The sequence below is a fragment of the Pseudomonas frederiksbergensis genome, from assembly GCF_003732705.1.
Classification (GTDB): Bacteria; Pseudomonadota; Gammaproteobacteria; order Pseudomonadales; family Pseudomonadaceae; genus Aquipseudomonas; species Aquipseudomonas frederiksbergensis_F.
The window spans coordinates 62,643-86,586 of record NZ_MOBR01000027.1 but is presented as its reverse complement, the minus strand read 5'-3'; the positions used below and the strand labels follow the sequence as shown (position 1 = coordinate 86,586).

Sequence of the window (23,944 nt, the reverse complement as noted above, 5' to 3'; positions counted from 1 at the left end):
TCAACCCTCCTTGGCTTGAGTAGGCGCCGATTGACCGCTGTCTTTCAGGGCCTTGGTCACTTCGGGCGGCATGTATTTCTCGTCGTGTTTGGCCAGCACTTCGTCGGCCACCACCACGCCTTCAGCGTTGAGTTTGCCCAGGGCCACAATGCCCTGCCCTTCGCGGAACAGGTCCGGAAGGATGCCGCGATAGCTGATAGTGACGGATTTGTTGAAGTCGGTGACGATGAATTTCACGTCCAGGGAATCGCCGGAGCGTTGCAGCGAACCCTTCTCGACCATGCCGCCGGCGCGGATGCGCGTGTCTTGCGGGGCTTCGCCGTTGGCGATCTGGGTCGGGGTGTAAAACAGATTGATGTTTTGTTGCAGAGCGCTCAGGGCCAGGCCGACGGCGGCGCCGACACCGACCAGGATCGCGAGAATGATGATAAGACGCTTCTTGCGCAGCGGATTCACTTGCCGTTCTCCCGGCGCAGACGACGCGCCTCTTGTTGCAGATACCGCTTGCGGGCCAGGATCGGCGCCGCCACGTTGAGGATCAGCACCGCCAGGCAGATGCCATAGGCTGACCAGACATACAGGGCATGATGGCCCATGGCGAGGAAGTCGCCGAATGAAGCAAAACTCATCGAACGGCCTCCAGACTGTTCTGCACTTCGGCCTTGACCCAACTGGCCCGGGCTTCGCGCTTGAGCACTTCCAGGCGCATGCGCAGCAACAGCACCGCGCCGAAGAAACAGTAGAAACCCAGCACCGTCAGCAGCAGCGGCAGCCACATCTCGGCGGGCATCGCCGGTTTTTCGGTGAGGGTGAAGGTCGCGCCCTGGTGCAGGGTGTTCCACCACTCCACCGAGTATTTGATGATCGGGATATTGATCACGCCGACAATCGCCAACACCGCGCAGGCCTTGGCCGCGCTGTCACGATTGCTGATGGCGTTGCCCAGCGCAATGAGACCGAAGTACAGGAACAGCAGAATAAGCATAGACGTCAGTCGCGCATCCCAGACCCACCACGAGCCCCAGGTCGGTTTGCCCCAGATCGCCCCGGTGACCAGCGCCACGGCGGTCATCCAGGCACCGATCGGTGCCGCGCATTGCAGGGCGACGTCGGCCAGTTTCATCTTCCAGACCAGCCCGACCACACCGCACACCGCCAGCATCACGTAGCAGGACTGGGCCAGCATGGCGGCGGGAACATGGATATAGATGATGCGAAAGCTGTTGCCCTGCTGGTAATCCGGTGGCGCGAAGGCCAGGCCCCAGACTACGCCGATGATAATCAGCAGCAACGCCGCGACGCTCAGCCATGGCAGCAGTTTGCCACTGATGCCGTAAAACCATTTGGGTGAGCCGAGCTTATGAAACCAGGTCCAGTTCATTACTGTTTCCATCACGGTTGCTCTTCGCTGTGAAGAGCCAAGGGTCTTTACTGGTCAAAAACTGACCAGACCTCATTATTCGCCGACGCTTATCTTCAGGCCAGCAGCTATTGCAAAAGGTGTAAGCGTTATCGCCAGGGCGGTCAGGCTACCAAGCCACAAGAGATAACCGGTCGCCGGCATGCCCTGCAAGGCCGCCTGCAAGGCGCCACTGCCGAGAATCAACACCGGGATGTACAACGGCAGAATCAGCAGCGCCAGTAACAGACCGCCGCGCTTCAATCCGACGGTCAGGGCTGCGCCCACCGCGCCGAGCAGGCTCAGCACCGGTGTACCCAGCAATAAAGAAAGCAGCAACACCGGCAGACAGGCGGCAGGCAAACCGAGCATCAACGCCAGCAGTGGAGCGAGCAAAACCAGTGCCAGGCCAGAGAAGGCCCAGTGTGCCAGTACCTTGGCCAAAACCAGAAGAGCCAGGGGGTGCGGCGAAAGGACCCACTGTTCGAGTGATCCGTCTTCGAAATCACTGCGGAAAAGCCCGTCCAGCGAGAGCAAAACCGATAAAAGGGCCGCCACCCAGACCAGTCCCGGAGACAAGGTTTGCAACAATTGAGACTCGGGTCCGACCGCCAACGGGAACAGCGACACCACGATGGCGAAGAATACCAGCGGATTGGCCAGCTCTGCCGGACGGCGGAACAACAAGCGAGCCTCACGGGCGACCAACAGGCCGAAAACACTCATACGGCCCAGTTCCCCAGATCAATGTCGCGATAGCCGGCCGGCATCCGGGTCAGCGTGTGGTGCGTGGTCAGAATCACCATGCCGCCGCGCTCACAGTGGCCGGCCAGGTGTTCTTCGAGTTGCGCCACGCCTTGTTTATCGAGCGCGGTGAAGGGTTCGTCAAGGATCCACAGCGGCGGACTGTCGAGGTAAAGCCGCGCCAGGGCCACACGGCGTTGCTGGCCGGCGGACAAGGTGTGGCAAGGCACATCCTCGAAACCCCGCAGTCCGACAGCCGCCAGGGCTTGCCAGATCGCTTCGTGGCTCGCCGGTTGGTGCAAGGCGCAGAGCCAGCTAAGGTTTTCTTCCGGGGTCAGCAAATCCTTGATCCCGGCGGCATGGCCGATCCACAGCAGGTTGCGCGCCAATTCACTGCGTTGCTCGTTCAGCGGCTGGCCGTTGAGCAACACCTGACCGGCCGTCGGTTGCATCAACCCGGACAGCAAGCGCAATAAACTGGTCTTGCCGCTGCCGTTGGGGCCGCTGATCTGCACCATTTCGCCACTGGACAGTCTCAATTCGAGATTTTCGAAGAGCAGCCGAAGGTCTCGCTCACAGGCGAGGTCGACGGTTTGCAGGACTGGACTGGTCAAGAGATCACGGGCCTTATGTTTCAAGTCGGCGTTACAGATCGGCGGTTCAAGTCGGCAGTGGCGCGGCCGCTAAAGAGATGCAGCATAGATGCATTGGCGGCCGGTTTTAGAGAGCTGCGTCAAAACAATTGCAATGTTTTCACCGCTCCCGGAAAGACGGGCGGCATTATACATGCCATGCCTTACTCTAAAGAGCGCATTTTCCGAAGGTTGTGACCGCGTATGACAGGCGAAATGAACATCCTCCCAGTCCCTCAGACCACGCCTACGGCCACGCGCCCGATGGTGGTCAGTGGCGACTTGCTCAAGTTGCTGACGCCGATGGAGGGCCTGATCAGCGCCGGCCAGACCGCCAACGCGCAAGTGCTGTCGCTGAAGCAGGCGGACCAGACCTTTCAACTGTTGCTCAAAGTCACCCTCGACAACGGCCGCCAGACCACGGTCCAGGCCACCAGCCTGCAACCGCTGCCCACCGGCACCAACCTGGCGATCACCCAGCCGTCCGCCAGTAACCTGGCGATTACGGTGCAGCAGGCGATTGCTTCGAGCGTCGCCACCCTCACCCGCATCGACACAGCGCAACTGCCGGTCGGCACCCTGCTGCAAGGCAAAGTGCTGACGTCTCAGGTGTTGCCGCAGACACCGGGCCAGCCCACGGTATTTCGCTCGCTGGTGAGTTTGCTCAACACGGCCCTGAGCGGCAGTACCTTGACCATCGACAGCCCACAACCGCTGCGCATCGGCACGTTGCTGAGCGCACTGGTGCAAGACACGCAAACCTTGAAATTCCTGCCGCTGAGCAATCGCCAGGACCAATTGGCGGTGTCGCAGCAACTGACCACCCAGCAGAGCCGCCAGGGTTCGCTGGACGGCCTGCTCAGCGCGTTGCAGAACCTGCCGCAGTCCGACGAAACCTCCGCCGATCTGCAAGCCGCCGTGAATAAATTGCTCGCTGGCCTGCCGGATGTGCAGCAACTGAGCACACCCAAGGGCCTGGCCCTGGCGCTGGCCAACAGCGGCTTGTTCCTCGAAACCAAATTGCTCACCGGCCAGACCCCGGCGCTGGCCCCGGACATGAAAGCCGACCTGCTCAAGCTGATCGCGCAACTGACACCCGGATTGCCGGCCAACACCAACCTCTCCGCGATCATCGCCGCCAACACCTTGGCCCAGGCGATGCCAAGTTTCGTGCGCAGTGCGCTGGGCATGCTCGGCCAGGTCGGCGCCAAACCGTCACCCACCAGTTTTCCGCTGCCTGACCGGTTGTTGCAGAGCCAGGATGGCGAAGGTGATCTGGAGCACCTGCTACGTCTGGCCGCCGCCGCTGTTTCGCGCCTGCAAAGCCATCAACTGTCGAGCCTGGAACAAACCGGCGTCACCGACGATGGGCGGCTGATGAGCACCTGGCAGCTGGAAATCCCGATGCGCAACATGCAAGACATCGTGCCGTTGCAGGTCAAGTTCCAGCGCGAAGAAGCCCCGGAACAGGAAAAGCAAAACGAACGCCGTGAAGAGCGCGAGCCGAAACAGCAACTGTGGCGAGTCGAGTTGGCGTTCGACATGGAACCGCTCGGCCCGCTGCAGGTTCAGGCGCAATTGATCCAGGGCAGCCTGTCCAGCCAGCTATGGGCCGAACGCCCGTACACCGCGAGCCTCATCGAAAGCAACCTGACCGCCCTGCGCGAACGCCTGCTAGCCTCTGGCCTCAACGTCGGCGACCTGGATTGCCACCTCGGCACACCCCCCCAAGGCGCACAAACCCGCCTCGAACAACGCTGGGTCGACGAAACCGCATGAGAAACCCCAACACCCCACGCCAAGCCATCGCCCTCAAATACGACGGCAGCCACGCCCCGACCCTCACCGCCAAGGGCGACGACGAACTGGCCGAAGCGATTTTGAAAATCGCCCGCGAATGCGAAGTGCCGATCTATGAAAACCCGGAGCTGGTAAGGCTGCTGGCGAAGATGGAGTTGGGGGACAGTATTCCCGAGGAGTTGTACCGCACGATTGCCGAGATTATTGCGTTTGCGTGGAATCTGAAGGGCAAGTTTCCTGAGGGACAGGATCCGAATGCGCCGCAAGTCGAGAAGGATGTCACCGATCGCGGCGACGACTACTGATCGTTCCTACGCTCCGCGTGGGAATGCAGCCCATGACGCTCTGCGTCACAGTTCAAGAGCAGAACGCGGAGCGTCCCAAGAGGCATTCCCACGCAGAGCATGGGAACGATCTCAATCGCGGGGATGATTACTGAGTTTTAGAGGACGCCTTCGCGAGCAAGCCCGCTCCCACAGGGGGTCGGTGGTGCGCACAGAATGTGTGAACACCGCCAATCCAATGTGGGAGCGGGCTTGCTCGCGAAAGCGGTTTCAGCTGAATCGCAAAACTCAGGTCTTGTGCAACTTACGCATCAACTCCGCCTCAGCCTGGGTCAAGCCGCAGGACTGAGTCAGTTCATCAACGGTGGCGCCCATACCCACCAGTCGCGCCGCTTGGGCGAACGACAGGCTGGAGGGGTCGCGCTGTTCCAGTTGGGCCAGTTTGTCCGGCAACGGCGAAACCACCGCGCGCAGTTCGTGCAGGTCTTCACCCATGCGCACGTTGCCGCTCTGGTAGTTGTCGACGCGCTTGGCCAGGTCTTTGATGCGCTGATCGCGCAGCGCATCGCCCTCGGCCTGTTGCGCCGCGATCACGCGCTGGCTGCGGATGTACGACAGGAACATCGCCAGCGTGCCTGCCCAAAACAGGAACAGGACAATGACTGCAACCTCAAGAATCAATCAGATGTTCTCCAGATCCGACCATTCTTCTTCGCTCATCATCTTGTCCAGTTCGACCAGGATGAGGAGTTCGTTGTTCTTGTTGCATACGCCCTGAATAAACTTGGCGGACTCTTCGTTACCGACGTTCGGCGCGGTCTCGATTTCCGACTGACGCAGATAAACCACTTCGGCCACGCTGTCGACCATGATCCCGACCACTTGCTTGTCGGCTTCGATGATGACGATACGCGTGTTGTCGCTGATCTCGGCGTTCATCAGGCCGAAGCGCTGACGGGTGTCGATCACGGTGACGACGTTACCGCGCAGGTTGATGATGCCCAGCACGTAGCTCGGTGCACCCGGGACCGGGGCGATTTCGGTGTAACGCAGGACTTCCTGAACACGCATCACGTTGATGCCGTAGGTTTCGTTGTCCAGTTTGAAGGTCACCCATTGCAGGATTGGATCTTCAGAACCTTTTGCATTCGTCGCCTGATTACTCATACCTGACCCCTCGAAAAACCGCTTCTGGCGGTGTGTGTTCTGTTGGCGGCATTTCAACAATGCCGTCGCATACTTGTTATGTCGGCAGCTACGTCGGTTTGTGTAGCGGCTTGCTGCCGCCCATGTGCTTTGCCCCGCCGCTGGCGATCAACTCGGCCAGTGCAGAAACGTCCAGCAATGCACACATGTGCTCAATCACCGTGCCCGCGAGCCATGGCCGCTGACCTCGGTGACTTCTCCATTTGATTTCGTTCGGGTCCAGGCGCAACGAGCGGCTGACCTGATGCACCGCCAGCCCCCACTCGTAGCCCTGCACCGAAATAACGTATTGCAGGCCCTGGCGGAAGTCGTCGCGATAACGGTCCGGCATGACCCAGCGTGCGGTATCCAATACTTTCAGGTTGCCGGCCTGGCTCGGCAGGATCCCGAGGAACCATTCCGGCTGGCCGAACAACGGCGTCAGCTCGTGGCCGGCCAGGGAATAAATCGACCCCAGGCACACCAGCGGCACGGCCAGGGTCAGCCCGGCGACGTCGAACAACAGGCATTCGAACGGCTCGGCGGCCCAGGACGGACGGCCATCGGTTTCCACCGGTGGCGGCGTGTTGCTCGGCGGCAGGTGGACTTCGACCACCGGCGGGACCAAGGCTTGCAGCAGCGGCGCGATGGTCGAAACGGGCGCCAGGATCGGTGCCGGGGCTTCGATCACAGCAATCGGCGCTTTCTCGACGACTGGTGCAGCCACTGGCGCAGCAACGGCAGCCGTTGGGCGCGCGTCACGGGCCTGTTCTTCAAGCACCGCCAACTGAAACTCATCCAGCGCCGCTTCGACTTCGACCGCTTCGACAACCTCAATGACTTCAGCAACCGCTTCAACTTCCGGCGGCAACTCTTCAGTCGCCTCCATCAGCAAACTGTCCAGATACGACTGGAGCGCCAGTTGCGGACGCGAGGTGGTTTTTACCGGGCGGTTCATGCGCACGCCCCTGTAGGAGCAAGGCTTGCCCGCGATGAACGATAACGCGGTTTAAATGTGAAGACTGCAGCGCGGCTATCGCGGGCAAGCCTTGCTCCTACGGGATTTGGGTTCATCAGGCCACCGCCGGGACAAGTTGTGCGGCCAGCAGGTGCTTGAGCAGCGCCCGATAGGCGAGCACGCCACGGCTCTTGCCGTCGAATTGCGAAGGCGTCACACCGGCCCGGCTCGCATCACGCATACGGGTATCGACCGGGATGTAGCCTTGCCAGATTTCTTCCGGATATTTGTCGCGCAACACGCGCAAGGTCCCGAGGGACGCCTGGGTGCGGCGGTCGAAAAGGGTCGGCACGATGCTGAACGGCAGCGCCTGTTTGCGTGAACGGTTGATCATCGCCAGGGTGTTGACCATGCGTTCCAGGCCTTTGACGGCCAGGTGTTCGGTTTGCACCGGGATCACCAACTGCTGGCTCGCGGCTAATGCGTTAACCATCAACACACCGAGCAACGGCGGGCTGTCGATCACCGCGTAATCGAAGTCTTGCCACAATTGCGCCAGACTCTTGGCGATCACCAGGCCCAGGCCACTCTGGCCCGGCGACTGACGCTCAAGGGTCGCCAGCGCCGTGCTCGACGGCAACAGGGAAATATTGTCGTGACTGGTGGGCATCAGCAACTGACCGGGCAAGCCTTGGGGCACGCTGCCCTTGTGCAGGAACAGGTCGTAGCAGCTGTGTTCCAGGGTATCGGGGTCGTAGCCGAAATAGCTGGTCATTGAGCCGTGCGGGTCAAGATCGACGATGACCACGCGCTTGCCCGCCTCGGCCAGCAACCCGGCTAAAGCGATAGAGGAAGTGGTTTTACCAACACCACCCTTTTGATTGGCAACTGCCCAGACTCTCATTCGGATTGTTCCTCCCGGTCGATCAGGTCGACCGAGAAATAGCTCAATGTGTTAATGCGGGTGACGGAGAATTGACGGCGCTCTCTCGTACCGGCGACTTGACCGGGGTCGGTGCAGTTTGTGTGCCAGCGCGCTTCAACGCGGCATCCGGTTTCGCATTGGCAGTTCCGGTGCCCGTAAGACTGCGGCGTACATCGAGATTTCGCGAGACCACCAACACCACCCGACGGTTGCGCGCCCGGCCTTCCGCCGTGGCGTTATTGGCCACTGGCTGGAATTCACCGTAGCCCACCGAGGCCAGGCGACCGGGGTTCACGCCCTGCATCGCGAGCATGCGCACGATGCTGGCAGACCGGGCCGAGGACAGTTCCCAGTTGGTCGGGTACTGCGCGGTGCGGATCGGTTGATCGTCGGTAAAGCCTTCGACGTGGATCGGGTTGTCGAACGGTTTCAGGATCGCCGCGACCTTGTCGATGATATTGAACGCCATGTCGCTGGGCATGGCATCGCCGCTGGTGAACAACAGGCTGGAGTTGAGTTCGATTTCGACCCACAACTCATTACCGCGAATGGTCATCTGGTTGGATTTGATCAAGTCGCCGAACGCGGCACTGATGTCGTCGGCAATGGTTTTGAGCGGATCACTGGAACCTGAGATGCCGGCGTCAACCTGCTCACTGTCCTTGACCAACGGCTTGGCCGGGGTCACGGTCACCGGTCGCTCTTCACCAATCGGGATCGGCTTGAGGGCACGGTCGGAATCTGTGAACACGCCGATCAACGCTTCCGAGATGACCTTGTACTTGCCTTCGTTGATCGAAGAGATCGAATACATGACCACGAAGAACGCAAACAGCAAGGTGATGAAGTCGGCGTAGGAAACCAACCAGCGTTCGTGATTGACGTGTTCTTCAGGTTGCCGGCGACGAGCCATAGTCCATTACCTCCATCAATCCATGAAGCCCTGAAGCTTCAACTCAATAGAGCGAGGGTTTTCACCTTCGGCGATCGACAGAATCCCTTCCAACAACATTTCGCGATAACGCGACTGACGCAACGCGATGGACTTGAGCTTGGACGCGACCGGCAGCAACACCAGGTTGGCGCTGGCCACGCCGTAGATAGTGGCGACGAAAGCCACGGCAATCCCGCTGCCCAGTTGCGACGGATCGGCAAGGTTGCCCATGACGTGGATCAGGCCCATCACCGCACCGATGATGCCGATGGTCGGCGCGTAGCCGCCCATGCTTTCGAAGACTTTGGCGGCTTCGATGTCGCGGCTTTCCTGGGTGTAGAAATCCACTTCCAGGATGCTGCGAATCGCTTCCGGCTCGGCGCCGTCCACCAGCAATTGCAGGCCTTTGCGCGAGTAGTTGTCAGGTTCGGCGTCGGCCACCCCTTCCAGACCGAGCAAGCCTTCCTTGCGGGCGGTGAGGCTCCAGTTCACGACGCGATCGATGCCACCGGCCAGATCCACCCGAGGCGGAAACAGAATCCAGGCAAGGATCTGCATGGAGCGCTTGAACGCGCTCATCGGCGATTGCAACAGCGCCGCACCGACGGTCCCACCAATGACGATCAACGCTGCCGGGCCGTTGGCCAGAGCGCCGAGGTGACCGCCTTCAAGGTAGTTGCCGCCAATGATGGCGACGAACGCCATGATGATCCCGATAAGGCTCAGTACATCCATCAGATACAAGCCTCGACCAAGTGCTTGCCAATGTCGTCGAGGCTGTAAATCGCATCGGCGAGGTCAGCTTTGACGATGGCCATCGGCATGCCGTAGATCACGCAACTGGCTTCATCCTGGGCCCAGATTGCACTGCCACCCTGCTTGAGCAGTCGCGCGCCTTCACGTCCATCGGCGCCCATGCCGGTCAACACAACCGCCAGAACTTTGTCACCGTAGGATTTGGCCGCCGAACCGAACGTGATGTCCACGCACGGCTTGTAGTTCAGACGCTCGTCGCCCGGCAGGATTTTCACCGCGCCACGGCCATCGATCATCATTTGCTTGCCACCCGGGGCCAGCAGCGCCAGGCCCGGACGCAGGATGTCGCCATCCTCGGCTTCCTTGACGTTGATGCGGCACAGCTTGTCCAGGCGTTCGGCGAAGGCCTTGGTGAAGGCGGCCGGCATGTGTTGGATCAGCACAATCGGCGCCGGAAAGTTGGCCGGCAACTGGGTCAAGACCCGCTGCAGCGCCACCGGGCCGCCGGTGGACGTGCCGATGGCCACCAGTTTGTAGGCTTTGCGTTTCGGTGCGGGCGACGATGGGCCGGCAGACGCTGGCGCACGGGTCGGCAATGGCGCCGGTGCCGGACGCACAGGCGCAGTGCTGGCGTAGCTGCTGACGCTTGAAGGCGCAGGCGTTGGTGCGGCCACAGGGGCCGGAGCCGTGTAAGTGTTGGCGCGACGGTTACTGCGCGAAATGCTCAGGATCTTTTCGCACAGCAGTTGCTTGACCTTCTCCGGGTTGCGGGAGATGTCTTCGAAATTCTTCGGCAGGAAGTCCACCGCACCGGCGTCCAGCGCATCCAGAGTGACCCGGGCGCCTTCGTGCGTCAGCGAGGAAAACATCAAGACCGGGGTCGGGCAGCGCTGCATGATGTGCCGCACCGCCGTGATGCCATCCATCATCGGCATCTCGTAGTCCATGGTGATCACGTCTGGCTTGAGGGCCAGCGCCTGATCAATCGCCTCTTTTCCGTTGGTTGCCGTACCGACAACCTGGATATTCGGATCCGCTGAAAGAATTTCCGAGACGCGGCGGCGGAAAAACCCCGAATCGTCCACCACCAGGACTTTGACTACCATAAACACTCCGTTAGACGCAGCGGGGCGTTGTCGCCCCGCTGCGGCAGAATCAAATACGCCGTGCGGCGTAACGCTTGAGCATGCTCGGGACATCGAGAATCAGCGCGATGCGGCCGTCACCCGTGATGGTGGCGCCGGACATGCCCGGGGTTCCCTGAAGCATTTTGCCCAATGGCTTGATGACCACTTCTTCCTGGCCCACCAGTTGATCGACGACAAAGCCGATCCGCTGGGTGCCCACCGAAAGGATCACCACATGGCCCTCGCGCTGCTCTTCGTGAGCGGCGGAGCTGACCAGCCAGCGTTTGAGGTAGAACAAGGGCAGCGCCTTGTCCCGCACGATCACCACTTCCTGACCGTCCACCACGTTGGTGCGCGACAGGTCGAGGTGGAAGATCTCGTTGACGTTCACCAGCGGGAACGCAAACGCCTGGTTGCCGAGCATGACCATCAGCGTCGGCATGATCGCCAAGGTCAATGGCACCTTGATGACGATCTTCGAGCCTTTGCCCTTGGTCGAGTAGATATTGATGGTGCCGTTGAGCTGGGCGATCTTGGTTTTCACCACGTCCATGCCCACGCCACGACCCGACACGTCGGAGATCTCGGTTTTGGTCGAGAAACCCGGTGCGAAGATCAGGTTGAAGCAGTCCGACTCGCTGAGACGGTCCGCCGCATCCTTGTCCATCAAGCCTTTCTTGACCGCGATACCGCGCAGAACGTCTGCGTCCATGCCCTTGCCGTCATCGGAGATGGACAGCAGGATGTGGTCGCCTTCCTGTTCGGCGGACAGAATCACCTTGCCGCTACGCGGCTTGCCCATCGCTTCGCGTTCGGCCGGCTCTTCGATACCGTGGTCGACCGAGTTGCGCACCAAGTGGACCAGCGGGTCGGCCAGGGCCTCGACGAGGTTCTTGTCGAGGTCGGTTTCTTCGCCGACCAGTTCCAGGTTGATCTCTTTCTTGAGCTGGCGAGCCAGGTCGCGAACCAGACGCGGGAAGCGCCCGAAGACCTTCTTGATCGGTTGCATCCGGGTCTTCATGACCGCGGTTTGCAGGTCGGCCGTGACCACGTCAAGGTTCGACACAGCCTTGGACATGGCTTCGTCGCCGCTGTTGAGGCCCAGACGGACCAAGCGGTTACGCACCAGTACCAGTTCGCCCACCATGTTCATGATTTCGTCGAGACGCGCGGTATCAACCCGCACGGTGGTCTCGGCTTCACTGGCCGGTTTTTCCGCTGGCGGCGCAGAAGGCGCGGCGCGAGCAGGTGCCGGAGCCGCTGCTGCCGGTTTCGGCGCTTCAGCTTTAGGCTCAGGCGCTTTGGCCGCAGGTTTTGGTGCAGCCGCCGCAGCCTTGGCGGCAGGCGCTGTGACCACAGTGCCGGTGCCGACTTCGGTGAACTTGCCTTTGCCGTGCAATTCGTCGAGCAGCGATTCGAACTCGTGATCGGAGATCAGATCGCCGCCGGCCGCTTTAGCGGTGGGTGCAGCCGGGACCGGTGCCGAAGCAATGGCCGATTCCAGCGCATCAACGGCGAAATTGCCCTTGCCGTGCAGTTGATCGAGCAGGGCTTCGAATTCGTCGTCGGTGATGTCCGAGCTGTCGCCGGCCGCTTTCGGGGCCTTGGCAGCAGGTGCAGCCGGAGCGGCTACGGCATCGACCGCGAACTGACCTTTGCCGTGCAACTGATCGAGCAACGACTCGAACTCGGCGTCGGTGATTTCGTCGCTGGCCGCGGCATTGCTGCTCGGCGCTGGCGCAGCCGCCGGGGCTTCGGCCTGAGCCTTGACGGCGTTCAGCGAGTCCAGCAGTTGTTCGAATTCGTTATCGGTGATGTCCCCCGATTCGCTCTCGGCGGCGGGTTCTTCCACCACGTCGGCAACCGGAGCTGCGTCGGCGGATTGCGGCTCGGCCAGACGGGCCAAGGCTTCAAGCAATTCTGGAGTGGCAGCCGTGATCGGGCTGCGCTCGCGGACTTCAGTGAACATACCGTTCACCGCATCCAGCGCTTCGAGAACTACGTCCATCAGTTCCGAGTCGACGCGTCGTTCACCCTTGCGCAGGATGTCGAACACGTTCTCGGCGATGTGACAGCACTCCACCAGCTCATTGAGCTGGAGGAAGCCGGCGCCCCCTTTTACAGTGTGAAAACCGCGAAAAATTGCATTGAGCAAGTCCGCATCATCCGGTCGGCTTTCCAGCTCGACCAGCTGTTCGGACAGTTGCTCTAGAATCTCGCCGGCCTCAACCAGGAAATCCTGAAGGATCTCTTCATCGGCGCCGAAGCTCATTAAGGGGGTGCTCCCAAGGTCTAAAAACCTAAAAAACCTAAAATGCTAAAACTCTAAAATCCTAGGCTGGATAACAAATCGTCCACATCGTCCTGACCGGACACAACGTCTTCTCTTTTATCGGCATGAATCTGCGGACCTTCACCCTGAGAGAGATGTTTTTGCGGATCTTTTTCAGCCAGCATCGCTTCACGGTCATGTTCGATACCCGCAAAGCGGTCTACCTGGCTGGCCATGAGCACGAGCTTGAGCAGGTTGCTTTCAACTTCGGTGACCAATTGGGTCACGCGCTTGATCACTTGACCGGTGAGGTCCTGGTAATCCTGGGCCAGCAGAATGTCGTTCAGGTTGCTCGACACAACGCGGTTGTCTTCGCTGCTGCGCGTCAGGAAACCGTCGACCCGCCGAGCCAGTTCACGGAACTCTTCAGCCCCGACTTCGCGACGCATGAAGCGTCCCCAGTCGGTGCTCAACGCCTGGGCTTCCTGGCTCAGGCCATTGACCAGCGGCGTGGCGTTTTCCACCAGGTCCATGGTGCGGTTGGCAGCGGCCTCGGTCAGCTTGACCACATACCCCAGACGCTCAGTGGCATCCGTGATCTGCGAGACTTCCTCGGCTTGCGGCATATTCGGGTCAATCTGGAAATTGACGATCGCGCTATGCAGCTCACGAGTGAGCTTGCCCACTTCCTGGTACAGGCCGCGGTCACGGGTCTGGTTGAGCTCATGGATCAGTTGCACAGCGTCGCCGAACCTGCCTTTTTCAAGGCTTTCGACCAGTTCGACCGCATGTTTTTTCAGGGTCGATTCAAAATCGCCCTGTGAAGATTCGTTATGCTCCATAGCTCCCCCGTGGCGCAGTTGCTCAACCGATGCGTTCGAAAATCTTTTCGATTTTTTCTTTCAACGCCTGGGCCGTGAAGGGTTTGACCACATAGCCGTTAACACCGGCCTGGGCCGCTTCGATGATCTGCTCGCGCTTGGCTTCAGCGGTCACCATCAGCACGGGCAAGTGCTTGAGTTTTTCATCGGCGCGCACGTGGCGCAGCAGGTCGATACCGGTCATGCCCGGCATGTTCCAGTCTGTTACCAGAAAGTCGATGCTGCCGCTGTTGAGAACCGGAATGGCAGTGGTGCCATCGTCAGCCTCGACCGTGTTGGTGAACCCAAGGTCACGCAACAGGTTTTTAATGATCCGCCGCATCGTTGAGAAGTCATCAACGATGAGGATTTTCATGTTCTTGTCCAATTCGACCTCCAAGCAGTCTTAAACGCGCCCAGCACCTGGACGCGCCATTTCAATCAATCCGGCAAAGCACTCAAATGACTGTCTGGAGCACAACAGATCGAGACCGCTGCAGTTCAACACCACACCAGCCTCGTTCGCAGTGTCCCCACACTGCCTTCAGCGCGCTCGCCACTCCCCCAAACGCCCCCGCAAGCGGGCCGCGCACTGGCTGTGTAACTGGCTGACACGGGATTCGCTGACTCCCAGGACCTCACCGATTTCCTTGAGGTTCAGCTCTTCGTCGTAGTACAGCGCCAACACCAGTCGCTCACGCTCCGGCAAATTGGCAATCGCGTCCGCCAATGCAGCCTGGAAGCGTTCATCTTCCAGATCGCGTGACGGCTCCAGATGAGCACTGGCGCCATCCTCGTGCAGCCCTTCGTGTTCGCCGTCCTGCAACAGGTCGTCGAAACTGAACAGGCGGCTGCCCAAGGTATCGTTCAAAATCCCGTAATAATCGTCGAGACTCAATTGGAGTTCGGCCGCAACTTCGTGATCTTTAGCATCACGACCGGTTTTAGCTTCAATCGAGCGAATTGCGTCGCTGACCATGCGGGTATTGCGGTGGACCGAACGTGGTGCCCAGTCCCCCTTGCGTACTTCATCGAGCATCGCGCCACGGATTCGAATGCCCGCGTACGTTTCGAAACTCGCGCCTTTGCTGGCGTCATATTTGGTCGACACTTCAAGCAGGCCAATCATCCCGGCCTGGATCAGGTCTTCCACCTGGACACTGGCCGGCAAACGCGCCAGCAAGTGGTAAGCAATGCGTTTAACCAGTGGCGCATAACGCTCGATCAGCTCGTATTGCGCATCACGTGCCGACTTCTTGTAGAGGTTGTAGCCACTGGCTGTCATAGGACGGGTCCTGCGGTCTGTTGCACGAGACGCTCGACGAAAAATTCCAGGTGCCCGCGCGGGTTGGCCGGCAGCGGCCAGGTGTCGACTTTCTGTGCAATCGCCTTGAACGCCAGGGCGCACTTGGAGCGCGGGAAGGCTTCGTAGACAGCACGTTGCTTCTGCACGGCCTTGCGCACGCTTTCGTCGTAAGGCACGGCGCCGACGTATTGTAGGGCCACGTCGAGGAAACGGTCTGTGACCTTGGTCAACTTGGCGAACAGGTTGCGACCTTCTTGCGGGCTCTGGGCCATGTTGGCCAGGACACGGAAGCGGTTCATGCCGTAATCGCGGTTCAACAGTTTGATCAGCGCGTAGGCGTCGGTAATCGACGTCGGCTCATCGCACACCACCAGCAACACTTCCTGGGCGGCGCGGACAAAACTGACTACCGAGTCACCAATACCCGCAGCGGTGTCGATCACCAGTACGTCGAGGTTGTCGCCGATATCGCTGAAGGCCTGGATCAGGCCGGCGTGTTGGGCCGGGCTCAGATGAACCATGCTCTGGGTGCCGGACGCGGCCGGCACGATGCGGATACCGCCCGGGCCCTGCAACAGAACGTCGCGCAGCTCGCAGCGGCCTTCGATCACGTCGGCCAGGGTACGTTTGGGAGTCAGTCCCAGCAGAACGTCGACGTTCGCCAGACCCAGATCGGCGTCCAGCAGCATGACGCGCCGGCCAAGCTCTGCTAGAGCCAGGGACAAATTCACTGACACGTTAGTCTTCCCGACGCCACCTTTGCCGCCGGTCACCGCGATCACCTGTACGGGATGCATGCTGCCCATGTTATTTCTTTACCTTGTCTTGCATAGACGGAGGCCACATTACTGGCTGCGCGTTCATTAACTGAACAATGCATGGCAGACCATCGATGTAGGTACAAAAACTGTTCATTAGTACCTCAGCCAACCTGCTTGGTCGGGCTGTGGTAAATATCAGCGAACATGTCAGCCATGGCTTCCTCGCTGGGTTCTTCCTGCATTTGCACGCTTACCGCGCGACTGACCAACTGGTGACGCCGCGGCAGATGCAAATCATCTGGAATCCGCGGGCCGTCGGTGAGGTAAGCCACCGGCAATTCATGACTGATGGCCAGGCTCAACACCTCGCCCAGACTCGCCGTTTCATCCAGTTTAGTCAGGATGCAGCCGGCCAGCCCACACCGTTTGTAGCTGTGATAAGCAGCGGTTAGAACCTGTTTCTGGCTGGTGGTTGCCAGGACCAGATAATTTTTCGATTTGATCCCGCGACCGGCCAGGCTTTCGAGCTGCATGCGCAGTGCCGGATCGCTGGCCTGAAGGCCCGCGGTATCGATCAGGATCACGCGTTTGCGCAGCAGCGGATCCAGCGCCTGCACCAGGGACTGGCCCGGATCGACGTGAGTAACGGACACATTGAGGATCCGGCCCAGGGTCTTGAGTTGTTCCTGGGCGCCGATGCGGTAGCTGTCCATGCTCACCAACGCAATGCTCTGCGCGCCGTACTTGAGTACATAACGGGCCGCGAGCTTGGCCAGGGTGGTGGTCTTGCCCATGCCGGCAGGGCCGACCATGGCAATCACGCCGCCCTCTTCCAGTGGCTCGACTTCCGGTGTGGCAATCATCCGCGCCAGGTGCGCCAGCAACATGCGCCAGGCCTGACGAGGCTCTTCAATATCGGTAATCAGCGCCAGCAGGTCGCGGGACAACGGGCCGGACAAGCCGATGCGTTGCAGGCGACGCCACAGGTTGGCCTGGGCCGGACGGCTGCCTTGCAGCTGATTCCAGGCCAGGGAGCCGAGTTGCACTTCCATCAGTTCGCGCAGGCTGTTGAGCTCGAAACGCATCGAATCGAAAGCCCGCGGATCAACACCGCCGGCGGCAGGCGCTGGGGCCGGCGCTGCACGACGAGGTTCGCTATAAGTCGGTTCGATCAGCGGTTCGGCGGCGGTCAACGGCAGGCCGGCGAACAACTGGCGATTAGTGGTCTTGTCACCGCCGGTCTCGCCTTCGCCGCGCAGGCTCAGTTCGGCCTGGGCCGTGACGATACGCGACTGGGTCTTACGCAGCTCATCCTCGAGTTCCATGTTCGGAACGCGCGGGGCCAGCGCCGACAGTTTGTAATCCAGGGCAGCCGTCAGCTCGACACCGCCGGCGATCCGGCGATTGCCAATAATGGCCGCGTCAGCGCCCAGCTCATCACGAACCAGTTTCATGGCCTGACGCATATCGGCGGCGAAAAAACGCTTAACTTGCATAAACCACTACCTCAGCCGTTGGGCCCTACTGTCGCAACGATGGTCACTTGCTTGTTGTCAGGGATTTCCTGATACGCCAACACGTGCAAACCCGGGACTGCCAGCCTGCCGAATCGCGAGAGCATCGCGCGAACCGGACCGGCTACCAGCAGAATCACCGGCTGACCTTGCATCTCTTGACGCTGTGCCGCATCGATCAACGAACGTTGCAGCTTCTCTGCCATGCTTGGCTCCAGCAGAACGCCCTCTTCCGAGCCTTGTCCTGCCTTCTGAAGACTATTGAGCAATATCTGTTCCAACCTTGGCTCCAAGGTGATAACTGGCAGCTCCGACTCAGTCCCTACAATGCTTTGGACGATTGCGCGGCTTACGCCGACGCGCACGGCGGCCACCAGCGCGGCAGTATCTTGACTCTTGGCGGCATTGTTGGCGATGGCCTCGGCGATGCTGCGAATGTCGCGCACTGGCACTTGTTCGGCGAGCAACGCTTGCAAGACCTTGAGCAGTTGCGACAGCGACACCACACCCGGCACCAGCTCTTCAGCCAATTTCGGCGAGCTTTTGGCCAGCAATTGCATGAGTTGCTGCACTTCTTCGTGGCCGATCAGCTCACTGGAGTGCTTGTACAGAATCTGGTTCAAGTGGGTCGCCACCACCGTACTGGCATCGACCACGGTGTACCCGAGGGACTGCGCCTGGGCGCGCTGGCTGATTTCGATCCAGACCGCCTCCAGGCCAAAAGCCGGATCTTTGGCGGTAATGCCGTTGAGCGTGCCGTAGACCTGGCCGGGGTTGATCGCCAGCTCGCGATCCGGGTAAATCTCCGCTTCGGCGAGGATCACGCCCATGAGGGTCAGGCGGTAGGCGCTCGGCGCCAGGTCGAGGTTGTCACGAATGTGCACAGTCGGCATCAGGAAGCCCAGGTCCTGGGACAGCTTCTTGCGCACACCCTTGATCCGCGCCAGCAACTGGCCACCCTGGTTGCGATCCACCAGCGGAATCAGGCGATAGCCCACTTCCAGGCCGATCATGTCGATCGGCGTCACGTCGTCCCAGCCCAATTCCTTGGTTTCCTGGGCGCGGGCCGGGGATGGCAGCAGCTCTTGTTGACGCTTGACCTCTTGCAGGGCCTGGACCTTGACCACGCTCTGCTTCTTCCAGAACAGGTAGGCACCGCCGCCGGCCAGGGCCGCCATGCTGAGGAAGGAGAAGTGCGGCATGCCGGGCACCAGGCCCATCACCGCCATCAAACCTGCCGCGACGGCCAACGCTTTGGGCGAAGCGAACATCTGGCGACCGATCTGCTTACCCATGTCTTCCGAGCCGGAAGCACGGGTCACCATGATCGCGGCCGCTGTGGATAACAACAGTGATGGCAATTGCGCCACCAAACCGTCACCGATGGTCAGCAGCGCGTAAACCCGACCGGCGTCGCCGAAGCTCATGCCGTGCTGGAAGATACCGACCGCCATGCCGCCGATTAGGTTGATGAACAGAATCAGCAGGCCGGCGATGGCGTCACCGCGCACGAACTTGCTGGCACCGTCCATGGAACCGTAGAACTCGGCTTCCTGGGCGACTTCCATGCGGCGCAATTTGGCCTGGTTCTGATCGATCAGGCCGGCGTTCAGGTCAGCGTCGATGGCCATCTGTTTGCCGGGCATGGCATCGAGGGTGAAACGCGCGCTCACCTCGGAAATCCGCCCGGCACCCTTGGTCACCACGACGAAGTTGATGATCATCAAAATCGCGAAAACCACGATACCGACCACGTAGTTACCGCCGATCACCACCTCACCGAAGGCCTGGATCACCTTACCGGCGGCGGCATGCCCTTCCTGACCGTGAAGCATGACCACCCGCGTAGAGGCCACGTTCAGCGCCAGGCGCATCAGCGTCGCCACCAGCAAAATCGTCGGGAACACCGCAAAATCCAGCGGCCGCAAGGCGTAGACGCAGACCAGCAGCACGACGATGGACAGGGCGATGTTGAACGTGAAGAACACGTCCAGCAGGAACGGCGGCACCGGCAACATCATCATGGCCAGCATGACCAGCAGCAACAGCGGCACACCCAGATTGCCCCGACTCAAGTCGGCGACGTTTGTGCGAGCACTGTTGATTAACTGAGAGCGATCCACCGGTTTTCCCCGTTCCTTTAAAGCAAACTTTTGACGCCTGAAGCAGGCGCAGAGCGGCTACTGCAAGAAGCCTTCCAACTTTTGCCGGGCTCGGAATGATCGTTCCCACGCTCTGCGTGGGAATGCAGCCCGGGGCGCTCTGCGTCCCATCAAAAGCCGAACGCAGAGCGTCCGAAGAGGCGTTCCCTCGCAGAGCGTGGGAACGATCTTAAACAGCGGTGTTTAAGCGACATCTCCACGATGCTGGGAATTGCACAGAACATCATGCTCGGCCAACTGGCGGTCAATGGAGCGCTGGATGGCCTTGATCCGCAGGACTAGCATCCACTGATCGTTCCAACGCTCTGCGAGGGAACGTCTCCACGGACGCTCCGCGTTCGGCTGTGACTGGGACGCGGAGCGTCCCGGGCTGCATTCCCACGCGGAGCGTGGGAACGATCAAAAGATCGATCAGGAATCGCGCCGTAGATCCGGCGGAATCGGCAGGTCGTCCTTGAGCGGATCCGGGCGTTTGCCCTTGCCGGCGCGGTGCTGGCGGATCTGGTAGACGTAGGCCAGGACCTGGGCGACCGCCAGGTACAGGCCGCCAGGGATTTCCTGGTCGAGTTCGGTGGAGTAGTAGATCGAACGCGCCAGGGCCGGCGATTCGAGCAGCAGCACTTCGTTAGCCACGGCGATTTCACGGATTTTCAAGGCCAGGAAGTCGCTGCCCTTGGCGATCAGCATCGGCGCCCCGCCCTTCTCCGGGTCGTACTTGAGGGCCACGGCGTAGTGGGTCGGGTTGGTGATGACCACGTCGGCATCGGGGATCGCCGCCATCATCCGGCGCTGGGACATCTCGCGCTGCAGCTGACGAATCCGTTGCTTGACCTCCGGGCGCCCCTCAGAGTCCTTGTGCTCATCGCGCACTTCCTGCTTGGTCATCAGCAGTTTCTTGTGGCTTTCCCACAACTGCACCGGCACATCGACCGCCGCAATAATGATCAGCCCGCAGGCCATCCACAACGTGCTCCAGCCCACCACTTGCAGGCTGTGGATGATCGCCAGCTCCAACGGTTCGTGGGCGATGCGCTGCAAGTCATCGATGTCCGACGACAACACCGCCAACGCCACGAACAGGACAATGGTGAACTTGGCAAATGCCTTGAGCAGCTCCACCAGGGCCTTGGTGGAAAACATCCGTTTGAGGCCACTGAGCGGGTTCATCCGACTGAACTTCGGCGCCAGAGAGCCGAACGCAAAGAGCCAGCCACCCAAAGAAATCGGACCGATGATCGCCGCCAGTACCAGCGAGATCATGATCGGCTGAATCGCCCACAGACCAATTTGCCCCGAGTGCAGCAAGTAATTGGTCATGGATTTCTGGTCCATGATCACTTCCCGCGGCAGCGAGAAGTTGATGCGCATCAACTCCATCATGTCCTGGGCCAAGGCACCGCCAAAAATCAGCAGCGCGCTGGCACCGACCAGCATGATCGCCAGGGTGTTGAGTTCCTTGGAGCGCGCCACCTCGCCTTTTTCGCGGGAGTCTTTCTTGCGCTTGTCCGTGGGGTCTTCTGTTTTGTCTTGACCGCTTTCGCTCTCAGCCATGACTCAGCGCGCCTGTGCCAGTTCGCGTAAAAACTGCAAGGCCTCGGAGGCCATGGGTTGATACTGATTGAGAATATCCCCCAGGCTGACCCAAAGGATGAACATCCCGAGCACCAGGGTCAGCGGAAAACCGATGGAAAAGATGTTCAGTTGCGGCGCCGCCCGGGTCATCACGCCGAACGCGATGTTGACCACCAGCAACGCCGTGATCGCCGGCAGCACCAGCACCAGCGCCGCGCCAAGGACCCAACCGAGCTTGCCGGCCAGCTCCCAGAAATGATTGACCAGGAAACCGCTACCGACCGGCAGCGTGGTGAAGCTTTCGGTGAGCACTTCGAACACCACCAAGTGGCCGTTCATCCCCAGGAACATCAGCGTCACCAGCATGGTGAAGAACTGTCCGATCACCGCGACTGAAACGCCGTTGGTCGGGTCGACCATGGACGCGAAGCCCATGCCCATCTGGATCGCGACGATCTGCCCGGCAACCACGAACGCCTGGAAGAACAGCTGCAAGGAGAAGCCCAACACCGCGCCGATGATGATCTGCTCACCAATCAGCAGCAGCCCGCTGAGGTCCAGCGGATTGACCGGCGGCATCGGTGGCAGCGCCGGCGTGATGACCACCGTGATCGCCAGGGCCAGATAGGCCCGCACGCGGCGAGGCACCAGGGTCGTGCCGAAAATAGGCATGACCATCAGCAGCGTACCGACACGGAACAGCGGCAACATGAACGTCGCCACCCAGGTGCTGATCTGGGTATCGGTCAGTTGCAGCAGCGACATGGTTTAGCCGATGACCATAGGAATGCTGCCATACAACCGCAGGATGTATTCCATGAAGGTCTGCACCAGCCACGGGCCGGCAACGATCAGCGTCACCAGCATCACCAGCAGGCGCGGCAGGAAGCTCAAGGTCTGTTCGTTGATCTGAGTGGCGGCCTGGAACATCGCCACCAACAGCCCCACCAGCAGACTCGGGATCACCAGCACCGCGACCATCATGGTGGTCAACCACAGCGCATCCCGAAAGATGTCTACGGCGACTTCTGGCGTCATGGCGAAACACCTCCAAAGCTGCTGGCCAATGTACCGATGATCAGCGCCCAGCCATCGACGAGCACGAACAGCATGATTTTGAACGGCAGGGAAATGATCAGCGGCGACAGCATCATCATCCCCATCGCCATCAGCACACTGGCCACGACCAGGTCGATGATCAGAAATGGAATGAAGATCATGAAGCCGATCTGGAACGCGGTTTTGAGTTCCGAGGTCACGAACGCCGGCACCAGGATGGTCAGTGGCGCCTGATCCGGCGTGGCGATGTCAGTGCGCTTGGACAGGCGCATGAACAGCTCCAGATCGCTGGTGCGAGTCTGGGCCAGCATGAAGTCCTTGATCGGCACTTGCGCTTTGATCACGGCATCCTGGGCGGTTAGCTTCTCCGCCAGGTACGGTTGCAAGGCATCGTTGTTCACCCGGTCGAACACCGGCGCCATGATGAACAGGGTCAGGAACAGCGCCATGCCGGTGAGGATCTGGTTCGACGGTGTCTGCTGCAGGCCCAGGGCCTGACGCAGGATCGAAAAGACAATGATGATCCGCGTGAAGCTGGTCATCAGCATGACGAACGCTGGAATAAAGCTCAGCGCGGTCATGATCAGCAGGATTTGCAGGCTGACCGAGTATTCCTGCGCACCCTGCGCATTAGTGCCCAGGGTGATGGCCGGGATCGACAGCGGATCGGCGGCCAGCGCCAACGGCGCCGCCAGCATCAGGGCCAGCGTCAAGACGATGCGGAGCGCACCCATTACTTCTTATCCTTCTGATCCTTGCCCAACAGTTCCATCAGGCGCTGGGCAAATTCCGGGGTCGATTTTTCCGTGGTGCTCGGCACGTGCACCGGCTCCTTGAGCACATGCAACGCCGTGATGGTGCCAGGACTCAGGCCGAGCAGAATCTGCTCATTGCCGACCTGCACCAGCATCAACCGGTCGCGAGGACCCAGGGCGCGGGAACCGATAATCTCGATCACCTGGCCTTTGCCGGCGGGTCCGGCCTGCTGCACCCGACGCAACAGCCAGGCGAGGAAGAAGATCAACCCCAGCACCAGCAGCAGGCCGAACACCAATTGTGTCAATTGCCCGGCCACGCCGCTGTTGACCACCGGAGCAGCCGCCGCCGACGCAGTGGCCACCGGCTCGGCCGCCAAAGCGCTGACCGGCAGCGCCAGCAACAACCCCAGAACCTTGTTCACTTAGCGCAGCTTCTTGATACGTTCGCTTGGGCTGATCACGTCAGTCAGGCGGATGCCGAACTTCTCGTTGACCACAACCACTTCGCCGTGGGCGATGAGGGTGCCGTTGACAAGCACGTCCAGCGGCTCGCCGGCCAGGCGATCGAGCTCGATCACCGAACCCTGGTTGAGTTGCAGCAGGTTACGGATGTTGATGTCGGTGCTGCCGACCTCCATGGAAATCGATACCGGGATGTCGAGGATCACGTCCAGGTTCGGGCCGTCCAGGGTCACCGGTTCGTTGTTCTTCGGCACGCTGCCGAACTCTTCCATCGGCAGACGGTTGGAGCCCGAGCTGCCAGTGTCGGCGGCCAGCAGCGCATCGATATCGTCCTGGCCGGCATCACCGGTTTCTTCCAGTGCGGCAGCCCATTCATCAGCCAGTGCCTGGTCGTCCTGGGCGTTCATATCGTCGTTCATCGTGTGTCCTCGGCGGGCAGCTCTTAGAAGCGGCCAGTGTTAAATGGGGAGTTAA

At 60.4% G+C, this 23,944-nt stretch carries 27 protein-coding genes and 1 pseudogene; 3 read left to right on the top strand and 25 right to left on the bottom strand.

The genetic code is table 11. From position 1 onward, the window contains the following. The 5 genes from ccmE to ccmA all read right to left on the bottom strand — a co-directional run bounded on the left by ccmE (position 1) and on the right by ccmA (position 2,757). Positions 1-456, bottom strand: coding sequence for a cytochrome c maturation protein CcmE (gene ccmE, locus BK667_RS24175; protein WP_123510460.1), 456 nt, complete (start codon positions 454-456; stop codon positions 1-3). Continuing rightward, a complete protein-coding gene (ccmD, locus tag BK667_RS24170) occupies positions 453-629 on the bottom strand; it encodes a heme exporter protein CcmD (protein WP_010456915.1) in 177 nt (58 codons plus the stop codon). The genes ccmE and ccmD overlap by 4 nt, the downstream gene beginning before the upstream one ends. Continuing rightward, a complete protein-coding gene (locus tag BK667_RS24165; RefSeq protein ID WP_123599125.1) occupies positions 626-1,381 on the bottom strand; it encodes a heme ABC transporter permease in 756 nt (251 codons plus the stop codon). Before BK667_RS24165 ends, ccmD begins: the two co-directional genes overlap by 4 nt. A gap of 75 nt (positions 1,382-1,456) precedes the next feature. Further along, positions 1,457-2,125, bottom strand: a complete 669-nt coding sequence (ccmB, locus tag BK667_RS24160; protein WP_007980754.1) for a heme exporter protein CcmB — start codon at positions 2,123-2,125, stop codon at positions 1,457-1,459. Beyond that, a complete protein-coding gene (gene ccmA, locus BK667_RS24155; protein ID WP_123599144.1) occupies positions 2,122-2,757 on the bottom strand; it encodes a cytochrome c biogenesis heme-transporting ATPase CcmA in 636 nt (211 codons plus the stop codon). Before ccmA ends, ccmB begins: the two co-directional genes overlap by 4 nt. Before the next feature lie 222 nt (positions 2,758-2,979). Here ccmA and fliK point away from each other — a divergent pair, with 222 nt between their 5' ends. Together fliK and BK667_RS24145 are read left to right on the top strand one after the other, a co-directional pair. Then, complete coding sequence (gene fliK, locus BK667_RS24150) at positions 2,980-4,554, top strand: flagellar hook-length control protein FliK (RefSeq protein ID WP_123599124.1); 1,575 nt, start codon at positions 2,980-2,982, stop codon at positions 4,552-4,554. Continuing rightward, positions 4,551-4,880 carry an EscU/YscU/HrcU family type III secretion system export apparatus switch protein gene (locus BK667_RS24145; RefSeq protein ID WP_123510454.1) on the top strand — a complete coding sequence of 110 codons (330 nt, stop codon included), beginning with the start codon at positions 4,551-4,553 and terminating at the stop codon, positions 4,878-4,880. The genes fliK and BK667_RS24145 overlap by 4 nt, the downstream gene beginning before the upstream one ends. 267 nt (positions 4,881-5,147) lie before the next feature. Here the strand turns inward: BK667_RS24145 and BK667_RS24140 are convergent, their stop codons facing one another. From BK667_RS24140 to flhA, 14 genes are all read right to left on the bottom strand, one after another. Beyond that, a complete protein-coding gene (locus BK667_RS24140; RefSeq protein WP_123599123.1) occupies positions 5,148-5,540 on the bottom strand; it encodes a DUF2802 domain-containing protein in 393 nt (130 codons plus the stop codon). Further along, the gene (locus BK667_RS24135) at positions 5,541-6,026 is read right to left on the bottom strand and encodes a chemotaxis protein CheW (protein WP_008155806.1); all 486 of its coding nucleotides are present in this window, start codon (positions 6,024-6,026) and stop codon (positions 5,541-5,543) included. Between the two features lie 88 nt (positions 6,027-6,114). Continuing rightward, a complete protein-coding gene (locus tag BK667_RS24130) occupies positions 6,115-7,002 on the bottom strand; it encodes a CheW domain-containing protein (RefSeq protein WP_123509157.1) in 888 nt (295 codons plus the stop codon). A 115-nt stretch (positions 7,003-7,117) separates the two neighbouring features. Then, positions 7,118-7,906 carry a ParA family protein gene (locus BK667_RS24125; protein WP_123509156.1) on the bottom strand — a complete coding sequence of 263 codons (789 nt, stop codon included), beginning with the start codon at positions 7,904-7,906 and terminating at the stop codon, positions 7,118-7,120. A 43-nt stretch (positions 7,907-7,949) separates the two neighbouring features. Further along, a complete protein-coding gene (gene motD, locus BK667_RS24120) occupies positions 7,950-8,840 on the bottom strand; it encodes a flagellar motor protein MotD (RefSeq protein ID WP_123509155.1) in 891 nt (296 codons plus the stop codon). A gap of 15 nt (positions 8,841-8,855) precedes the next feature. Continuing rightward, complete coding sequence (locus BK667_RS24115; RefSeq protein ID WP_123509154.1) at positions 8,856-9,596, bottom strand: flagellar motor protein; 741 nt, start codon at positions 9,594-9,596, stop codon at positions 8,856-8,858. Next, positions 9,596-10,723, bottom strand: a complete 1,128-nt coding sequence (locus tag BK667_RS24110; RefSeq protein ID WP_123509153.1) for a protein-glutamate methylesterase/protein-glutamine glutaminase — start codon at positions 10,721-10,723, stop codon at positions 9,596-9,598. The genes BK667_RS24115 and BK667_RS24110 overlap by 1 nt, the downstream gene beginning before the upstream one ends. A 49-nt stretch (positions 10,724-10,772) precedes the next feature. Next, on the bottom strand, positions 10,773-13,016 hold the full coding sequence (locus tag BK667_RS24105; protein ID WP_123509152.1) for a chemotaxis protein CheA: 2,244 nt from the start codon (positions 13,014-13,016) through the stop codon (positions 10,773-10,775). 53 nt (positions 13,017-13,069) lie between these two features. Next, on the bottom strand, positions 13,070-13,858 hold the full coding sequence (locus BK667_RS24100; RefSeq protein WP_123509151.1) for a protein phosphatase CheZ: 789 nt from the start codon (positions 13,856-13,858) through the stop codon (positions 13,070-13,072). A 22-nt stretch (positions 13,859-13,880) separates the two neighbouring features. Beyond that, entirely contained in the window at positions 13,881-14,252 is a 372-nt protein-coding gene (locus BK667_RS24095; protein ID WP_003183998.1) for a chemotaxis response regulator CheY, read from the bottom strand. Between the two features lie 168 nt (positions 14,253-14,420). Beyond that, complete coding sequence (gene fliA / locus BK667_RS24090; RefSeq protein ID WP_007894214.1) at positions 14,421-15,161, bottom strand: RNA polymerase sigma factor FliA; 741 nt, start codon at positions 15,159-15,161, stop codon at positions 14,421-14,423. Further along, positions 15,158-15,988, bottom strand: coding sequence for a flagellar synthesis regulator FleN (gene fleN, locus BK667_RS24085; RefSeq protein ID WP_003222917.1), 831 nt, complete (start codon positions 15,986-15,988; stop codon positions 15,158-15,160). Before fleN ends, fliA begins: the two co-directional genes overlap by 4 nt. A gap of 116 nt (positions 15,989-16,104) precedes the next feature. After that, complete coding sequence (gene flhF / locus BK667_RS24080) at positions 16,105-17,439, bottom strand: flagellar biosynthesis GTPase FlhF (protein WP_123509150.1); 1,335 nt, start codon at positions 17,437-17,439, stop codon at positions 16,105-16,107. Positions 17,440-17,450: 11 nt separating this feature from the next. Next, the gene (gene flhA / locus BK667_RS24075; RefSeq protein WP_123509149.1) at positions 17,451-19,580 is read right to left on the bottom strand and encodes a flagellar biosynthesis protein FlhA; all 2,130 of its coding nucleotides are present in this window, start codon (positions 19,578-19,580) and stop codon (positions 17,451-17,453) included. Positions 19,581-19,814: 234 nt separating this feature from the next. Between flhA and BK667_RS34160 the strand changes: the two are divergent. Further along, positions 19,815-19,901, top strand: a pseudogene (locus BK667_RS34160) (DUF6124 family protein); the annotation flags it as partial. A gap of 129 nt (positions 19,902-20,030) precedes the next feature. Here BK667_RS34160 and flhB read toward each other — a convergent pair. Genes flhB through fliN form a run of 6 tightly spaced genes read right to left on the bottom strand, consistent with a single transcriptional unit; the run spans position 20,031 to position 23,889 of the window. Further along, the gene (gene flhB / locus BK667_RS24070) at positions 20,031-21,170 is read right to left on the bottom strand and encodes a flagellar biosynthesis protein FlhB (protein WP_123599122.1); all 1,140 of its coding nucleotides are present in this window, start codon (positions 21,168-21,170) and stop codon (positions 20,031-20,033) included. Between the two features lie 3 nt (positions 21,171-21,173). Beyond that, positions 21,174-21,956, bottom strand: a complete 783-nt coding sequence (gene fliR / locus BK667_RS24065; RefSeq protein ID WP_123509147.1) for a flagellar biosynthetic protein FliR — start codon at positions 21,954-21,956, stop codon at positions 21,174-21,176. Between the two features lie 3 nt (positions 21,957-21,959). After that, positions 21,960-22,229, bottom strand: coding sequence for a flagellar biosynthesis protein FliQ (gene fliQ, locus BK667_RS24060; RefSeq protein WP_123509146.1), 270 nt, complete (start codon positions 22,227-22,229; stop codon positions 21,960-21,962). Then, on the bottom strand, positions 22,226-22,984 hold the full coding sequence (gene fliP, locus BK667_RS24055; RefSeq protein ID WP_123599121.1) for a flagellar type III secretion system pore protein FliP: 759 nt from the start codon (positions 22,982-22,984) through the stop codon (positions 22,226-22,228). The genes fliQ and fliP overlap by 4 nt, the downstream gene beginning before the upstream one ends. Beyond that, positions 22,984-23,430 (bottom strand): flagellar biosynthetic protein FliO, encoded by a 447-nt coding sequence (fliO, locus tag BK667_RS24050; protein ID WP_123599120.1) that lies wholly within the window; start codon positions 23,428-23,430, stop codon positions 22,984-22,986. Before fliO ends, fliP begins: the two co-directional genes overlap by 1 nt. After that, entirely contained in the window at positions 23,431-23,889 is a 459-nt protein-coding gene (gene fliN, locus BK667_RS24045; RefSeq protein ID WP_123509143.1) for a flagellar motor switch protein FliN, read from the bottom strand. Between the last annotated feature and the right edge of the window lie 55 nt (positions 23,890-23,944).

Coding starts and splice junctions, on each gene's coding strand:
- BK667_RS24095 (WP_003183998.1), bottom strand. CDS start 14,252: ATGAAAATCCTCATCGTTGATGACTTCTCAACGATGCGGCGGATCATT.
- BK667_RS24110 (WP_123509153.1), bottom strand. CDS start 10,723: ATGGTAGTCAAAGTCCTGGTGGTGGACGATTCGGGGTTTTTCCGCCGC.
- fliA (WP_007894214.1), bottom strand. CDS start 15,161: ATGACAGCCAGTGGCTACAACCTCTACAAGAAGTCGGCACGTGATGCG.
- fliK (WP_123599124.1), top strand. CDS start 2,980: ATGACAGGCGAAATGAACATCCTCCCAGTCCCTCAGACCACGCCTACG.
- fleN (WP_003222917.1), bottom strand. CDS start 15,988: ATGGGCAGCATGCATCCCGTACAGGTGATCGCGGTGACCGGCGGCAAA.
- BK667_RS24130 (WP_123509157.1), bottom strand. CDS start 7,002: ATGAACCGCCCGGTAAAAACCACCTCGCGTCCGCAACTGGCGCTCCAG.
- fliR (WP_123509147.1), bottom strand. CDS start 21,956: ATGTCGCTGCTGCAACTGACCGATACCCAGATCAGCACCTGGGTGGCG.
- BK667_RS24115 (WP_123509154.1), bottom strand. CDS start 9,596: ATGGATGTACTGAGCCTTATCGGGATCATCATGGCGTTCGTCGCCATC.
- flhB (WP_123599122.1), bottom strand. CDS start 21,170: ATGGCTGAGAGCGAAAGCGGTCAAGACAAAACAGAAGACCCCACGGAC.
- BK667_RS24145 (WP_123510454.1), top strand. CDS start 4,551: ATGAGAAACCCCAACACCCCACGCCAAGCCATCGCCCTCAAATACGAC.
- BK667_RS24100 (WP_123509151.1), bottom strand. CDS start 13,858: ATGGAGCATAACGAATCTTCACAGGGCGATTTTGAATCGACCCTGAAA.
- fliP (WP_123599121.1), bottom strand. CDS start 22,984: ATGGGTGCGCTCCGCATCGTCTTGACGCTGGCCCTGATGCTGGCGGCG.
- flhF (WP_123509150.1), bottom strand. CDS start 17,439: ATGCAAGTTAAGCGTTTTTTCGCCGCCGATATGCGTCAGGCCATGAAA.
- fliQ (WP_123509146.1), bottom strand. CDS start 22,229: ATGACGCCAGAAGTCGCCGTAGACATCTTTCGGGATGCGCTGTGGTTG.
- motD (WP_123509155.1), bottom strand. CDS start 8,840: ATGGCTCGTCGCCGGCAACCTGAAGAACACGTCAATCACGAACGCTGG.
- BK667_RS24135 (WP_008155806.1), bottom strand. CDS start 6,026: ATGAGTAATCAGGCGACGAATGCAAAAGGTTCTGAAGATCCAATCCTG.
- ccmD (WP_010456915.1), bottom strand. CDS start 629: ATGAGTTTTGCTTCATTCGGCGACTTCCTCGCCATGGGCCATCATGCC.
- fliN (WP_123509143.1), bottom strand. CDS start 23,889: ATGAACGACGATATGAACGCCCAGGACGACCAGGCACTGGCTGATGAA.
- BK667_RS24165 (WP_123599125.1), bottom strand. CDS start 1,381: ATGAACTGGACCTGGTTTCATAAGCTCGGCTCACCCAAATGGTTTTAC.
- ccmB (WP_007980754.1), bottom strand. CDS start 2,125: ATGAGTGTTTTCGGCCTGTTGGTCGCCCGTGAGGCTCGCTTGTTGTTC.
- BK667_RS24125 (WP_123509156.1), bottom strand. CDS start 7,906: ATGAGAGTCTGGGCAGTTGCCAATCAAAAGGGTGGTGTTGGTAAAACC.
- BK667_RS24105 (WP_123509152.1), bottom strand. CDS start 13,016: ATGAGCTTCGGCGCCGATGAAGAGATCCTTCAGGATTTCCTGGTTGAG.